The organism is Chryseobacterium sp. Marseille-Q3244, assembly GCF_940807095.1.
Lineage (GTDB): Bacteria > Bacteroidota > Bacteroidia > Flavobacteriales > Weeksellaceae > Chryseobacterium.
In genome coordinates, this window is the sequence record NZ_CALNWX010000028.1 from 17,073 (window position 1) to 32,107 (window position 15,035).

Annotated in this window: 13 protein-coding genes; 7 read left to right on the plus strand and 6 right to left on the minus strand. The window is 36.8% G+C overall.

Going from position 1 to position 15,035, the window contains the following annotated elements:
• Positions 1–41 precede the first annotated feature (41 nt).
• Together NBX25_RS24460 and NBX25_RS24465 are read left to right on the plus strand one after the other, a co-directional pair.
• Positions 42–947, plus strand: coding sequence for a GLPGLI family protein (locus tag NBX25_RS24460; RefSeq protein ID WP_250255807.1), 906 nt, complete (start codon positions 42–44; stop codon positions 945–947).
• A gap of 104 nt (positions 948–1,051) precedes the next feature.
• Positions 1,052–1,618, plus strand: coding sequence for a sugar O-acetyltransferase (locus tag NBX25_RS24465; protein WP_250255808.1), 567 nt, complete (start codon positions 1,052–1,054; stop codon positions 1,616–1,618).
• A gap of 56 nt (positions 1,619–1,674) precedes the next feature.
• Here NBX25_RS24465 and fsa read toward each other — a convergent pair whose 3' ends face one another.
• Positions 1,675–2,328, minus strand: a complete 654-nt coding sequence (gene fsa, locus NBX25_RS24470) for a fructose-6-phosphate aldolase (protein WP_123856173.1) — start codon at positions 2,326–2,328, stop codon at positions 1,675–1,677.
• A gap of 232 nt (positions 2,329–2,560) precedes the next feature.
• Between fsa and NBX25_RS24475 the strand changes: the two genes are divergently transcribed.
• Entirely contained in the window at positions 2,561–3,049 is a 489-nt protein-coding gene (locus NBX25_RS24475) for a YdeI/OmpD-associated family protein (protein WP_250255809.1), read from the plus strand.
• A gap of 93 nt (positions 3,050–3,142) precedes the next feature.
• Here NBX25_RS24475 and NBX25_RS24480 read toward each other — a convergent pair whose 3' ends face one another.
• Entirely contained in the window at positions 3,143–3,706 is a 564-nt protein-coding gene (locus tag NBX25_RS24480) for a tetratricopeptide repeat protein (RefSeq protein WP_123856171.1), read from the minus strand.
• A 184-nt stretch (positions 3,707–3,890) separates the two neighbouring features.
• Here NBX25_RS24480 and pepE point away from each other — a divergent pair, with 184 nt between their 5' ends.
• From pepE to NBX25_RS24500, 4 genes are all read left to right on the plus strand, one after another.
• The gene (gene pepE / locus NBX25_RS24485) at positions 3,891–4,583 is read left to right on the plus strand and encodes a dipeptidase PepE (RefSeq protein WP_123911193.1); all 693 of its coding nucleotides are present in this window, start codon (positions 3,891–3,893) and stop codon (positions 4,581–4,583) included.
• Positions 4,583–5,446: a hypothetical protein gene (locus NBX25_RS24490; RefSeq protein ID WP_250255810.1), complete on the plus strand. Its 864-nt coding sequence runs from the start codon at positions 4,583–4,585 to the stop codon at positions 5,444–5,446. The genes pepE and NBX25_RS24490 overlap by 1 nt, the downstream gene beginning before the upstream one ends.
• A 156-nt stretch (positions 5,447–5,602) precedes the next feature.
• Entirely contained in the window at positions 5,603–6,976 is a 1,374-nt protein-coding gene (gene dacB / locus NBX25_RS24495) for a D-alanyl-D-alanine carboxypeptidase/D-alanyl-D-alanine endopeptidase (protein ID WP_250255811.1), read from the plus strand.
• A 6-nt stretch (positions 6,977–6,982) separates the two neighbouring features.
• Complete coding sequence (locus NBX25_RS24500) at positions 6,983–8,149, plus strand: sensor histidine kinase (protein ID WP_123911197.1); 1,167 nt, start codon at positions 6,983–6,985, stop codon at positions 8,147–8,149.
• 91 nt (positions 8,150–8,240) lie between these two features.
• Here NBX25_RS24500 and NBX25_RS24505 read toward each other — a convergent pair whose 3' ends face one another.
• The 4 genes from NBX25_RS24505 to NBX25_RS24520 all read right to left on the minus strand — a co-directional run bounded on the left by NBX25_RS24505 (position 8,241) and on the right by NBX25_RS24520 (position 14,887).
• Complete coding sequence (locus tag NBX25_RS24505) at positions 8,241–9,683, minus strand: M61 family metallopeptidase (RefSeq protein ID WP_284346246.1); 1,443 nt, start codon at positions 9,681–9,683, stop codon at positions 8,241–8,243.
• Positions 9,680–10,096: a M61 family metallopeptidase gene (locus tag NBX25_RS24510; protein WP_284346247.1), complete on the minus strand. Its 417-nt coding sequence runs from the start codon at positions 10,094–10,096 to the stop codon at positions 9,680–9,682. Before NBX25_RS24510 ends, NBX25_RS24505 begins: the two co-directional genes overlap by 4 nt.
• Positions 10,097–10,229: 133 nt before the next feature.
• Positions 10,230–11,861 carry a M1 family metallopeptidase gene (locus tag NBX25_RS24515; protein WP_250255812.1) on the minus strand — a complete coding sequence of 544 codons (1,632 nt, stop codon included), beginning with the start codon at positions 11,859–11,861 and terminating at the stop codon, positions 10,230–10,232.
• Positions 11,862–12,007: 146 nt separating this feature from the next.
• Positions 12,008–14,887, minus strand: coding sequence for a reprolysin-like metallopeptidase (locus NBX25_RS24520; RefSeq protein ID WP_250255813.1), 2,880 nt, complete (start codon positions 14,885–14,887; stop codon positions 12,008–12,010).
• Positions 14,888–15,035 lie beyond the last annotated feature (148 nt).

Here is a 15,035-nt window from a genome sequence, read left to right on the forward strand (position 1 = left end):
TTTGCCAATATCATATTGACAAAGCCTTTTTTATCATCATTATGAAAACTAAAATTCTATTTTTTATATTCCTGGGAATCCTGGCCAATGCACAGGTCAACAGGTTTTTCTATGAATATAAGTTTATTCCGGATTCTAATAATAAAGATGATGTGAAGAAAGAAATGATGTTGCTGGATATTGATAAAGATGGGTCCAACTATTATAGCCATGATAAATTTGTGGCAGATTCTACCGGACGTGCCGAGCTTGAAAAGCAGTTGAAATCCGGAAGCGGAAGCATAAGCGTAAACAAAAGAGACAAACCTGGAATGGTCTCCTATAGAGTAACCAAACAGTACCCTGATTTTAAAACCTATCTTTTCAGAAGTATTTCTATGGATAAATATAAAATTAAGGAAGACAAAAAACCGGAATGGAAAATTTTACCTGAAAAGGAGAAAATAGGGGAGTACAATGCTCAGAAGGCTACAACAAGTTTTGGCGGAAGAGACTGGACGGCATGGTTTACAACAGATATTCCTATTCAGGACGGACCCTATGTTTTTTGTGGACTTCCGGGGCTTATTGTAAAAATAGAAGATACCACAGGATCTCACAGCATGCAGCTCGTAGGTAATAAAAACCTACAGTCTCCAAAGAAAGAAGAAGGATTAGAGCTTCCGGGAAATGTAAAAATACTGGGATTGGATGGTAAAGATATTGAAGTGACCAAAGACCAGTTTAAAAAAGCCTGGAAAGCCTATGTGAATGACCCTACAAAGAATATGAGAGAGCTCATGATGAGAAATGGTGGTGAAGCAGGAGGAAAAGTCGCCTTTAAAGTAAAAACGGCAGACGGTAAAGAATTCTCAGACCCTAATCAGGTATTCAAAGAAATGGAAAAGCGAACAAAAGATATGCTTCAAAAAGACAACAATCCGATACAACCGGATCTGGTGAACTAAAATTATTATTTTCTACTGAACAGGATGATCCAAAAGATGATCCTGTTTTTTGTTTATATAGGCCAATATTTCTATTTTTAAACCACATAAAACCTTAAACCTCTATGACAGAAAAAGAAAAATGTGAAGCTGGACTTTTGTATGATGCCAATTATGATACAGAATTAATCGGGGAACGTGTGGCTTGTAAAGATTTGTGTTTAGAATATAATGGATTGAAGAATTCTGATACAGAAGGGAGACGGCAGTTGCTCAAAAGAATTCTGGGCAATACAAAAGAAAATTTATGTATTGAACCTTCCTTTTGGTGTGACTACGGGTATAATATTGAAGTGGGTGATCATTTTTATGCCAATCATAATCTTGTGATTTTAGATTGTGCTAAAGTTAAATTTGGTGATAATGTCTTTATAGGACCCAATTGCAGCTTTTATACAGCAGGACATCCGCTTGATGTAAAACAGAGAAATGCAGGGTTGGAATATGCCCGTCCGATTACGGTAGGAGATAATGTATGGTTGGGAGGAAATGTAGTGGTTTTACCTGGGGTAACCATCGGAAATAATACGGTAATAGGAGCGGGTAGTGTAGTTACCAAAAATATCCCGGAGAATGTTGTCGCCGTAGGAAATCCTTGTAAAGTGGTGAAAAATATTGAAGGTAATGAATAAAATAAAATCCCGGAACGAAGTTCCGGGATTTTTATATCTGAAAAAACAGTCAGGAATTAAGATAACTTCTGAGAATCAGCAATAAACTGAGCCAATCCGCTGTCTGTTAATGGGTGCTTTAATAAGCTCAAGATTGGAGGAAGTGGAGATGTAATCACATCAGCTCCAATTTTAGCACAGTCAATGATGTGCATTGAGTGACGGATAGAAGCTGCAAGGATTTCAGTTTCGAACATATAGTTATCGAAAATTAATCTGATCTCCTGGATAAGGTTTAGTCCGTCTGTAGAGATATCATCTAGTCTTCCAAGGAATGGAGAAACATAAGTTGCTCCTGCTTTAGCTGCCAAAAGAGCTTGCCCTGGAGAGAAGATCAATGTACAGTTTGTTCTGATTCCTTTATCAGAAAAATATTTTAATGCTTTGATACCATCCTTGATCATTGGAATTTTTACAACGATATTTGGGTGGATTGCAGCCAATTCGTCTCCTTCCTTAATCATTTCCTCATAAGTTGTAGAAAGTACTTCTGCAGAAATATCTCCGTCTACAAGCTCGCAGATCGTCTTATAATGGTTTTTGATCGCTTCAGCTCCCTGAATACCTTCTTTAGCCATTAATGAAGGGTTGGTCGTTACACCATCTAAGATTCCAAGATCTTTAGCTTCCTTGATTTGCTCTAAATTAGCTGTGTCAATAAAAAATTTCATTTTGTTAAATAGATTTATTAATGCAAAGATAAGTCATTTAATTGAGTTCTGGGATATGATTTTTTTTGAGTACATATTGGGGAAGAGTTGTAGAATACGAGCATGATTGTGTGGGAAGTCCGAAATAGGGTATAAGATAAGAACTCAAGAATAAGTAATAATTACGGTAGCAAAAACAAAATTCATTGAATATAAAATCTAATAGTTAATTTTGCTTTAATACTCATACCCAATGAAAAACACCACTTTTACAGCGACCTTGGAAGTAATAGGAATCAATCCTTTTGTTTTTGTTCCCGAAAAAATTCTGGAAGCTACTTTCGAAGCATCAGGAAGAAATAAAAGTCCGATTCCGGTAAAAGGAACCGTGAATGGAAAGGAATTTCAACAAAATCTGATGAAATACCTGGGAGAGTGGAGACTGTATGTCAATTTAACCATGTTGAAAAACTCCCCAAAGAGAATCGGAGAAGCCATTGAGGTGATGTTGGAATATGATGATACTGAGAGAAGTATTTCTATCCATCCTCAATTAGAACAGGCGATAAAAGAGAGTACGTTGGCTAGAAATAACTTTGAAAAACTGATTCCTTCAAGACGACATGAATTGATCCGTTATATCAACAATCTGAAAACAGAAGCCAGTATTCAGCGTAATATTGAAAAAATCATCAGGCATTTGCATGGTGAAACAGATTTCTTTGGAAAGAAGATTGAATAGGAAATCAGGAACCAAACATCAAAATTTCATGGAAGAAGTGATGATAAAATAAAAAAGCAAAATCCGGAACATGTTCCGGATTTTGCTTTTTATCTATGAATTTAAAGTTTTGCTCAATTTTATGGCGTCCTGGTTGTTAGGATCGTATTTCAACGATTTTGCAATATGTTCTTTTGCTTTATTAGGATCACTTTGTTGCTCTGAGAAGGCAATATAGAAATAGGCATAGGCCAAATTCTTTTTATTTTGTTCCACTTCTTCAGGTTTTACTGCAGCGATGTACTTTTCATAAGCAATTTTTGCATTGGCATCATCTTTAGCCGACTGATAAGCATAGGCCTGGCTGTAATAAGATGGAGCCCAATCTGGTAATAAAACAGATATTTTTTTCCAGGTATCAATTGCATTGGTCCAATCGGATGCTTCCTGGTAAACAGTTGCTAATTTAGCTAAGGCTTCCGTATCTTTTGGATTGGTTTCAATTTGTTTTTTAAGACCTTCTATAGTAGGATTTGTTGATTGAGTGGCAACAGCAGTTTGATTTGCTGTGTTGTTGGCACTATCCGTTTGAGTAGTTTGAGCACTTACAAAACTGGCACTTCCTACAAGAATTAAACCTGCAAATAGGTTTTTGATATTTACTTTCGGCATTTTCATAATCTTATATTTTAATAATTCTGAAAATTAAAATTCAATAATAATTCCATAAATGCTCAAATTTTAGAGGCTTTAAGTTTTTTTAGAAAATATTAACGGGAATTCTATTTTTTTTAGATTAATTTTTGATTCGTTGTTGTTTGAGTCTATCTTTGTAAGTCTATTTTTATAATCAAAATATCGTATGAATATCATATTAGCTTCCACATCCACTCTTTTTGGTGGGGAATATCTGGAATATTTAAGAGAAGAATTAATTCAATTATATACAGGAATTGACGAAATTGTTTTTGTTCCTTTTGCCCGGCCGGGTGGTATTTCCCATGATGAGTATACGGCAAAAGCCCGTTCATTTTTCGAAACCATTAATATTAAAGTAAAGGGTCTTCACGAATTTGAAGATAAAATTGAAGCTTTAAACAAGGCAAAAGGTTTTTTTACAGGTGGTGGAAATACATTTTTATTGGTGAAAACATTGCACGAAGAAGGATTGATGTCTGTTTTAAAAGAAAATGTAACCCATGGAAAACCATACCTGGGATGCAGTGCAGGAAGCAATATCGGAGGACAGAATATGAAGACTACGAACGATATGCCGATTGTTTATCCGCCAAGTTTCGACTGTATGGGGCTGGTTCCTTTCAACCTTAACCCACATTATCTTGATCCTAATCCGGATTTAAAACATAACGGGGAAACCAGAGAAACCCGTATCCTGGAATTTCTTACCCAAAATGACCTTAAAGTAGTTGGTCTTAGAGAAGGAAACTGGATCAGAAGAATCAATGAAACCATTACTGTGGAAGGAAAAGAACTGACCAGAATTTTTGAAAAAGGAAAAGAACCTTACGAAATAGAAGCAGGAAGCTCATTATAATGAAGCAGGAAGACCTCAATTGTTTTATAGAACGCAATCTGAAGAATTTTTCAGTGAACAGTACCGGTTGGAATACTCTGATCGGAGAAATGTTGTCTGAGTTGGTTAATGCAGGATGGAATATGGAACATGATGTTTTTGGAAAAGAAAAATTCGGGGGGCTGCGATGCTATATTTATTCTGAGGATGAAGAACTGAATACCAATCTGAGAAAAATCACTAATAAATATTCCCAATTATCTCAAAAGGTCTGTGAGATTTGTGGCAATGAAGGAAAACTAAGGATGATTAATTCCTGGGAAACTACTTTATGCCTTAATCACTTTCTTGATCAGAAACCTATCATGGAAATTGATGAAAAACAGAATATTATTTATAAGAATAAATCTATTCTGAATGTGAGGGATATTATACAAACTGAAGTGGAATTCGATTTGAAAAAATTGAAACTTTACACAAAAAATCACATTAATACCGATGAATATTTCTCTTTTTCCTGCTATGAACCGAATTATTATCTGCTTTTGAAGACTATTCCGCAGCACTTATTTCCGGAAGATCTACGGAACAGAATTTCAGATCTGTTCCAGAATCTCCAGAACTGTGAGATCTGCGGGCATGTAGCTGTATATCATAAATCCTGTTTACGCTGTCATAATGAACCTTGGGGTACCAGCGAATATCATGAAGAAGACTATGAGGGAAAGTCAGAATATATAAAAGAATGTCAAATGGATATTTTCATAGATGAAGATGGCTATGAGGAATGTTTTAAATATGATTGCTCTTTTGAGAAAATTCCTGATCATCAGATTCTTTTCACTCCCGATGATCTCGAAGAATATGAAAAGCTTTTATTTTAACTATATTTGATTTAGAATAATGATATGCAATTTTACATCTCTGTCCATCTGATGAAGGAGGAGTCAGAATGGTACCATGTATCATATGAAGATGGTGGATCAATGTAAAATTTGTATATGCTTACCAGCAAAATTTTAGCACAAAACAACAATGCAATGAAAAAAACACTTGCAGTTCTCACACTTTCTGTACAGATTGTTTCGGCCCAGAATATGGCCCAGAAATTAGATAAAGCAACCAAAGATCTTATGGACTCTTCAGGGGCTGTTGCTTCTAATTTGTCATTTTATGTGTCAGATGACAATGGCAATTTTATTTATGAATACCAGGGGAATAAGGGACTTTCTACAGCATCTACCCAGAAAATATTTACAGCAGGTGCTGCATTAGAAATATTAGGGAAAAATTATACCTATACCACCACTTCAAGTTACTCCGGAAGCATATCCGGAGGGAATCTGAATGGAAACCTTTTCATCAGTTCCAATGGTGATCCTACTTTGGGCAGCTGGAGATATGAAGCATACAAACCCGAAAATTTTAAAAAGAAATTGATAGAGGCTGTTAAAAATTCTGGAATTACAAAAATTTCCGGGGATCTGGTGATTGATGATTCTTATTTTGACCATCAGACCATTCCCGGTGGATGGCCGTGGGATGATCTTGGAAATTATTACGGAGCAGGAGTCTGGGGTATCAACTGGAAAGAAAATCAGTTTGATATCAACATCAACGGGACAGACTTTAAAAGCTTTTCCTATCCGCTGGAAGGTGTAAAATGGCTGAATGACCTGAAAACAGGCGGTAGTTCTGATCAAAGTTTAATTTTTACGGCACCTCACTCCAATGTAGCTTTAATTAATGGAATGCTTCCGGGAGGAAAAACAGTAACGGTTTCCGGTTCTACTCCTAATCCGCCTTTGCAACTGGCAGCAGAAGTAAAACAATGGTTAAAAGAATCAGGAATTGAACTTACCGGAAAAGCTCTTACTAATTCACAGCTCGAGCTAGAAGGGAGACAGGCTTTGGAAGCTCCTAAAAGTAATGTAATCCTAACGTACCAGTCTCCAACACTGGATAAAATCGTCTATTGGTTTTTGAGAAAAAGCATCAACCTTTACGGGGAAACATTGATTAAAACTTTAGGAAAAGAGAAAAAAGGTAATTCTAGTTTTAAAAGCGGAGTCGCTTACTTAAAAGAATTCTGGAAATCAAAGGGAATCAACCCTAATATGATTAATTTTGCAGATGGAAGCGGCCTTTCACCACAGAATTATGTTGCTGCAAAAGCTGAAGTGCAAGCTCTTTTATATTCAAAAAAACAATCCTGGTTTGATTCTTATTATGATGGATTTCCGGTTCAGGAGAATGGTATGAAAATGAAGAGCGGAACAATGAGAGATACCAAATCTTTTGCAGGTTATCATACTGCAAAGGATGGAAAGAAGTATGTGGTCTCCATTATTATCAATAACTATCAGGGGAGTGGAAGTGCGGAGCTGCAGAAAATTCTTAATGTTTTAAAATAAATAACCTTGAGGAAATCCATATTAACCAGATTAAATAACTGGATTATTTTTGTTGTGATGACTACTTTGGTAATCGCCATTGTAGTATCTTCTACAGCATTGATTAATTTCCTTAGAAAAGAGGAAATTAAAAGGATTAATCTGCTCTCTAAGGCAATCAGAATTCAGCAGGAAGTAAAAAGTCCTGATACTGATGTTCTGGATTTGTTGCCTGAAATCCTGAATATAAACAATACGATTCCGTTCATTGTGACGGATAAATATAAAAATCCTATTCTTGATCTTGGGTATTACCGTAATATTCCTGAAAGCACAATCAAAAATCCGGAAAAGCTTCATGATCTGATGATGAATATGGAGAAAAATTATGCTCCGATTGAGATCAAGGTTCCGGATGGTAATAACCAATTTGTATATTATGACAATTCGCGGTTGCTGAATAATCTACGGTATTCACCTTATATTCTAGGATTGTTTATCCTGCTGTATTTCGGATTTACTTTCTGGTTTTTTAAAACCATTAAAAAGACCGATGAAGGGTATCTTTGGGCAGGTCTAGCCAAGGAAACAGCCCATCAGATTGGCACACCTTTGTCTTCCATGATTGGCTGGATGGAAATTATGAAACTGGAGAATTCAGATTCCGAAGGGGTGAAGGAGATTGAAAAAGATATTGAAAGGCTAAGAACCATTTCCGAACGTTTCTCAAAAATAGGTTCTGTTCCTGAGCTGAACGATATGAATTTCAACCAAACGATCCAGGAGAACTATGATTATTTAAAAACAAGAATTTCAAGAAAAGTTGATTTTATCCTTCATCTTCCTGTTTATACTGTGTTGGTTCCACATAATAAAATCCTGATGAGCTGGGTAATTGAAAACCTTGTGAAGAATGCTGTGGATGCAATGAAAGGAGAGGGTACCATTGTAATGTCAGTTTTTGAAAGGAATAAAAACATACTTATTGAAGTAAAAGACAACGGCAGCGGAATGACGAATCAGCAGGCCAGAAATGCTTTTAAACCTGGATATTCCACTAAGAAAAGAGGCTGGGGACTGGGATTGTCATTGGCTCAGAGGGTCATTCATGAATATCATAATGGAGATATTAAGATTTCCCAGACCGAAGTTGGAAAAGGAACGACTTTCAGAATTACAATTAAAAAGGGATAAATGGGAATTCTAAATCATAGGATTAGAACTTTTTTTAAGATAGCTGCTAATAAAAAAAATAAAAGCGAGGATCATTTCCTCGCTTTTATATTTATTTTTTACCTGTAAGCCACTGAGTTTGTAGTTTCAGTTCTTCCGGGCTTGGATTAGCTTTGAATTGAAGTGTTTCCACGCTTAGTTTATCCAGAATAGCTTTCCCTTTAAGAGTCATTTTTTCTTTTTTACCAGCATTGTCTCGTAAAATAGTTACCGTAACTTCCTGTCCATCCTTGATCGTTCTGGTATATCCGATAAAGTCTTGGATTTTTTGAATATCAATGGTCTTTCCATCCAATGCAAGCACCTGATCGGTAATTTTAAATCCTATACTTTTGGCAAATGGAGATAAAGTAGAATTTTCATCGAAAGCCAGGGCTTTATTTTTATCATCATATCCTGTTTGGTTAGGGTCTTTAATAAGCCAGAAGATAGGAGCTGTTTCCTGTTTGTGAACATCTACACCTACCATTTTCAGATATTCTGCATAAGGTGTAGGCTGGTTTCCTGCAATATATTTATTATAAAAATCCTTTATCTGTGGATATGCTGTTACTGTTACCAGTTCATCAATCAGTTTATCATCTTTGAACGGTTTGTTTTCCCCGAATCTTTGAGAAAGTTTTCTGATCATATCACGGTAACCCATTTCTCCATTGGACAGTTTTCTCAGTTCAATATCCATGCACATGGCTAAAAGAGCTCCTTTTTCATATACATTTCTGTATTGATCTTTGTAGGCATCCTGCAATACGTTTTTACTCATTACCGTAAACGGCATGTTATCATTGTAGTTTTTAGAGTTGGTAATCTTTTCTCCGATTCTTTTAAGAAACTCATCCTTGTTGATAAGTCCTTCCTGAATTTGGAATAAATTCGCAAAATATTCAGTTCCGCCTTCATACATCCAGAGATGCTGAGACATTTTCGGATCTGCATAATTAAAATAATGGATTTCTTCAGAATGCGTTTTCAAAGGATTAACAGTATGGAAGAATTCGTGGGAAACCACATCTGTAATAGTTTGGTCAATAGCTTCCTTAGGCATAGCTTCAGGAAGTACTACACTGGTAGATTCATGGTGCTCCAATGCTCCAAAGCCTTTTACCATAGGACCATCGCCACCAGATAGATAAAGCATAATGGCGTACTTCTTATTGGTATTCATATCCCCAAGGAATTTCTTTTGGGCTACCACCATTTTTTCAAGATTATCCTTGAAATCTGCTGCTTTATATTTTCCGGTAGGAGAGTAAACTCCTAACACAAGATCCATTCCACCCGCATTGAAGGTAATATAATCCGGTTTGGTGTACATAAGAGGAGAATCTGTAACCTTGGCATAATTGGCAAGCGTATAGGTGTCTGTAGATTCAGATTTATCCTGATCTACCAATGCTGTGGTCCCGTAAAAATCAGTCGGTTTTTGAACAACAAGCTGATAAGGTACATCCTGCATATTTTCAATATATCCGATAAAACCGTGGGTATTGATCATATAACTTTTCCTGCTTCAATATCAGTTCCTGAAGGAGAAAATACAGCTTTATGTTTTGAAGTATCCATTTCTTCATCAAAGCTATCATTTACAAGATAGGAGATTTTGCTCAGGTTCTGAGCATTTTTCAATGAATAACTATTATCATTAACTTTTGTGAAGGCTAATTCCTTTCCTTTATTATCATAAAATTTGATCCCTTCTATGAATCGCCCGTAATCATCTACAGAATAAGTTCCCGGAACCGTTTTAGGAAAATGGAATTTAATATCTCCCGATTTCATTTTTGGGAATTCCATTGTAACGGCTACTTTATCATCTTTTACATTAACGAGGTCTATAGTGGTTTTTATAGATTGGGCATTTGCTAAAAAAGCGGCAAAGAGGCCTAAGCTAAGTGCTGTTTTTCTCATTAGGTTTAAATTTATAGTTAAGTAGTTGTTTATTTTTCCATTTTGTTACTGAATCAAGTATTAAACTTTTCTTAAAAAAAATTAAGAAAAATAAAAAGGCAAACCTGCTGATCTGCAAATTTGCCTTTGTTATTTATTGAACACTCAGATAGTTGATATAATAATTCTTATTCAATTCAACCGGAGTGCTTTTCTTTAGCTTTACCGTCTGCCATTCTTCAGTTGGATTTATCGTCTGATCTCCATTGATAATGATCGGAAGCTTCAGGTTTTTCACCACATTCGTATATCTGAACTTCAGACTGTCCCCGTTTTGAGTATATTCAAGAGTCGGGATTTTAATGGTTCTGAGATACTGATCAAATACAGTAGAGAAATCAATACCCGCTTTTGATGAAATATAATCTTCAATTTGCTTTGTGGTAACTGTCTGATGATAGAATTCTTTACCTAACCCTCTTAAAATCTGTCTGAATTTTTCATCATTATTAATGACTTGTCTTATCGTGTGAATCATATTGGCTCCTTTCGGATACATATCACCACTGCCTTCATTTCTTACGCCATACTTCCCGATGATAGGAACATCATTTGCTATTTTTCCTCTAAGGCCTATCATGTATATGTCAGCAGATTTTTTATCAAGATAGTTTTCGGTAAAAAGAACTTCCGAATACATGGTGAAACTTTCATGGATCCACATATCTGCCTCATCCTTTGCGGTAATATTATTGGCAAACCATTCGTGGCCACTTTCGTGAATGATAATATAATCCCATTTCAGACCAATTCCTGTTCCTGAAAGATCTTTTCCACGGTAGCCATTTTGATAATCATTTCCATAAGCTACATTACTTTGGTGTTCCATACCCAGATAAGGAGAGTCTACCAGTTTGTAAGAATCTTCATAGAAAGGATAAGGGCCAAACCAGTGTTCAAATGCGGAAAGCATAGGTTTTACCTGTTCAAACTGTTTTTTTGCTTTTTCTAAATTATAGTCAAGTACCCAGTAATCCAGATCCAGTTTTCCTTTTTCCCCATCAAAAGTATCTTTGAAATTAACATATTTACCAATATTCGGGATGATAGAGTAGTCATTGATAGGATTTTTCACTTCCCAGGTATAGGTAGTCTTGTTTCCGCTGGTCTTTTTATCAATCAATCTTCCGTTGCCAACGCCTACCAAATCATTGGGGGTAATAATCTTCATAACGATTCCGTTGTCCGGCTCATCGCTCCAGATATCTTTAGTAGGAAGCCATATAGAAGACCCGATTCCCTGAACAGCAGGACTCATCCACGGGTTCCCGTTTTTATCCTGGGTGAAAACCCATCCACCTTCCCAAGGAGCATTCTTTGCAATCTGAGGATTTCCGGAATAGTCGACGTCAATCGTATATTTTTCACCTTTTTTAAATTTTTTCTTAGCCGTGATGAAAATAAAATCGCCATCCTGCTTAGAGCTGGCAATAGGAAAACTTGCTGTAATTTTTCCAGCTTTCATCGGCTGCTGAAGATCAATCTGAAAAATAGGATTGGTAACATCCTTTATGATCTCAAAGCTTATTTTGTTTTTTCCCTTGATACTTTTCTGTTCGAAATCAGGTTCTACGGAAAAATTATATTTTTTTACATCCCAAAAATCCCTGAATGGGGTATTGGAACCTTTCAATGTATCTTGTTTAGTATAGACTTTATCTCTTTCAAAGAATTGCCCAAAAGCAAGTCCGGAAACCAATAAAAGAGTGTATGACAGCTTTTTCATGTGAAATTAAATTAATAATCTTTTCAAAAGTATAAAATTAAATTAACAGCCGGATAACGATGGGATGAAAATACAGACTAAATTATTCTGAAACATATAAAAAGCCCGACTAATGCCGGGCTATCTTATAAATAGATGTGGGAATCTTATTTTTTAATGAATTTCAGATTTGAAGTCGTTCCCTTATCTTCAATTGAAATTACATAAGCTCCGGTACTTAATCTTGAAACGGAGATCTTATTGTCTGAGATTTGGCCGCTCATTACTTTCTGTCCTGCCATATTGGTGATTGAGAATTGTGCCTTAGGAGAAACCTGAGTTACATTCAATACATCACTAGCCGGGTTAGGGAAAATCTGAATTGAAGCCCTGTCTTTTACCGTATCACTGGTAGAAAGCTGTTGTTGGATCAATACAGGATAATCTTCAATTTCACCATAATCCTGGCTGCTGCATCCGTTTTGTGGTTGATTGCCGTATGCCATTATAACTCTCATAATCACATTTCCTCCCGTATAAGCATCCATAGGTACAGAGAAAGTTCCTGTTACCGGAGTTATTTTGTTAGGAAGGGTTGTTAAAATAATTTCAGAATCAGCAAAATATCCGTCTTTATTAAAGTCTATCCATGCTGTTACCCCTTCATTATAAGTAGTAGTACTAGTCCATTGTTTAGATACACTCAATATGTTACCGGTTGAACCCTTAGAGAGTGTAATTAATTTTGTAGGATCTGTTGTGTAATCTGTATACGGTGAGGCGGTACTATTATTGGAAATAGGATTCATGCCTGTAGGAGTTACCGTTACATTAGAAATAAATTCATCTGCAGGGTTTGCACTCACCGAGCAAATAAACGGAAGGGTTGTAAAATTGGTTGAAGACGAATAAGTACCTACTGTAGCGTTACAAACATTAGCTATTTGCACTTCATATTGAGTAGCAGGATCTAATCCGGAAATAAAAGAGGCGTTTGTAGCTGACGGAATCGTTGTCCAGGTAGCAGCTCCTACTTTTCTATACATCAAAGAGTAGGTTGCATCCTGAAGGGCTCCCCAATTTATATTGGCAGATGATTTTGTAACACCGGAGGCCGTAATTCCTGCAGGTGCAGCTGAAGAGCATGGACTGGATGAGGCAGAAACAGTAGCATTGCCTATGGCATAAAATACATTGTCTATAGCGCTTACTCTAATTTTTATATTTGAATTCGTGGCAAGTGAAGAAAATGAAAAAGCTTCAACTCCATCATTCGGCGTAGATGGAGTAATGACAGTCCATGTTACTCCGTTGTCTGTGGTATAGTCTATTTTCACATTCTGCACGTTATAAGGCGAACTGTTTGTATTCACAACATCCCAGGTAATGGCACCGGCCATATTGTTATAAACAGTGTTTGACGTTACTTTAAATGGTCCATCATTCCCAACATCCAATTTTACCAGACTGCTCTGTGTTTGTTGTTGGGCAGGATTAGGATTATTATCTCTTACTGTTACCTTGAAGTTCATTACCCTTGCTACACTAGGTAAAAGTTCCCAGTTCTGTACTGTGGTAAGGTTTCCAGTAAGTACAGTTTCCAGCTTTGGAAAATAACGGGAAGGTGAAGTTGTTGGAGGCCAGGATCTGAAAGTAGCTCCACTGGTGCGGGTTGAATTTAAGGCGTTAAATAAAGTGCTAGAAATATCATACTGCTCCCATACGTAAGTCATAGGATCATTCTGAGCATCCGTTGCACTGGCTGTTAATACGAAAGCGGTTCCTTTTGGAATGACTTTATTAACAAGCGGCTGTATTACCGGAGGAGTGTTGGCTACCGGAACATTAATATCACAATTTTTACCATTTACGTAAGCTTGGATCTGCTCAATATTGATGACATGGAAATAAGCATCCGAATTCATCTGTACATTTGCCGCAGTAATTCCTGCATATCCCATAATGGTAGATCCTGATCCCGGTTCTATTGGAATGTCTGTTTGACCTTGATTGACAGACATGGTATGGCGTCCTCCAAACTGATGTCCTAACTCATGGGCTACATAGTCAATATCAAAAGTGTCTCCAAAAGGTTGATCTACTATTGCCGGAGAAGTGATTCCAGCTCCTTTTGATGTAGCATCATTATTGCTGGCAGGATTTATACAAACATTTCCAACACGGCCGGCACTTCCGCCGCCGCCTCTGTGTCCGAAGAAATGACCAACATCATAAGCCGCATTCCCTATGCCGGGAGTATTGGTCAGTGTTTGCTGAACCTGTAAATTCCATGCACCGGGAGCACTAAAAGTACCATTAGAATTGGCAATAACATTAGAGTAAGGATCTGTAGCAGGATCTGTAAAAATAACCTGTGGAAAATCCTGTACAATTAAATGAATGCCTAAATCTCTTTCATAGACACCATTTACTCTGTTTATCGTGGCATTAATACGGGCAGCAGCGCCTGGAACACCTCCTGCCAATTGAGTGTATTCCCCGTTTACAGAAACAGCAAGTCTGTAGGTACGGTACTTTTGATCATTATTCTTATTAAAGCTTCCTGCGCTGCTTAGTCCTTTTTTTGATTGTAAAAGTTGCTTCATCTCCTTTTTAGCCCCTGCGGATTCGGATGTTGTACACTCAAAAGCACTTCCATCTTGTGTTTTCCTGGATTTGAAAAACACACCATAGATATCTTTCTCTTTGGTTACAGGTTCAATGAATTCGTATTTTCCGGTATTAGCATCAAAAATCATTGATTGAAAATCATTAGGAGCAGTACTGAATCTGATCTGTTTATTAGGATTATCCACTCCAACTCCTGAATAGGCCCCTAATTGATATCTTTCGGCCATAGATTTCTCAACCACAGGAGAACTGTAGACTGAAAATCTTTCAACTTTCCCGTCAGTTGTAGGAATAGAAACGACTACAGGGGCGCCGCCTTTTCCGGCTTCCGGTGCGTCTTTTAATATCGCTCTTAAAGAATTAAGATCCATCTTATAAGCGTACAGAATGTTGACTTCTTTCCTTATAGGCTCCACTCTTTCTGAGACAGGCTGCCCAAAGGTGCAAAGCCTATTCCGGATTTGTGCTCTGAAACGGGTCTGAGTTTTTGGGAAAGCTCTACTTTAAAACCCATATCCCGGAAGACATCCGCATAACGCTCAACTGTTTTTTTCAATTGAATTT

Bases quoted from the DNA above. Each gene is read 5' to 3' on its own strand.
- NBX25_RS24480 (WP_123856171.1), bottom strand. From the start codon at position 3,706: ATGAAAATGCCGAAAGTAAATATCAAAAACCTATTTGCAGGTTTAATT.
- fsa (WP_123856173.1), bottom strand. From the start codon at position 2,328: ATGAAATTTTTTATTGACACAGCTAATTTAGAGCAAATCAAGGAAGCT.
- pepE (WP_123911193.1), top strand. From the start codon at position 3,891: ATGAATATCATATTAGCTTCCACATCCACTCTTTTTGGTGGGGAATAT.
- NBX25_RS24505 (WP_284346246.1), bottom strand. From the start codon at position 9,683: ATGATCAATACCCACGGTTTTATCGGATATATTGAAAATATGCAGGAT.
- NBX25_RS24465 (WP_250255808.1), top strand. From the start codon at position 1,052: ATGACAGAAAAAGAAAAATGTGAAGCTGGACTTTTGTATGATGCCAAT.
- dacB (WP_250255811.1), top strand. From the start codon at position 5,603: ATGAAAAAAACACTTGCAGTTCTCACACTTTCTGTACAGATTGTTTCG.
- NBX25_RS24460 (WP_250255807.1), top strand. From the start codon at position 42: ATGAAAACTAAAATTCTATTTTTTATATTCCTGGGAATCCTGGCCAAT.
- NBX25_RS24515 (WP_250255812.1), bottom strand. From the start codon at position 11,861: ATGAAAAAGCTGTCATACACTCTTTTATTGGTTTCCGGACTTGCTTTT.
- NBX25_RS24490 (WP_250255810.1), top strand. From the start codon at position 4,583: ATGAAGCAGGAAGACCTCAATTGTTTTATAGAACGCAATCTGAAGAAT.
- NBX25_RS24510 (WP_284346247.1), bottom strand. From the start codon at position 10,096: ATGAGAAAAACAGCACTTAGCTTAGGCCTCTTTGCCGCTTTTTTAGCA.
- NBX25_RS24475 (WP_250255809.1), top strand. From the start codon at position 2,561: ATGAAAAACACCACTTTTACAGCGACCTTGGAAGTAATAGGAATCAAT.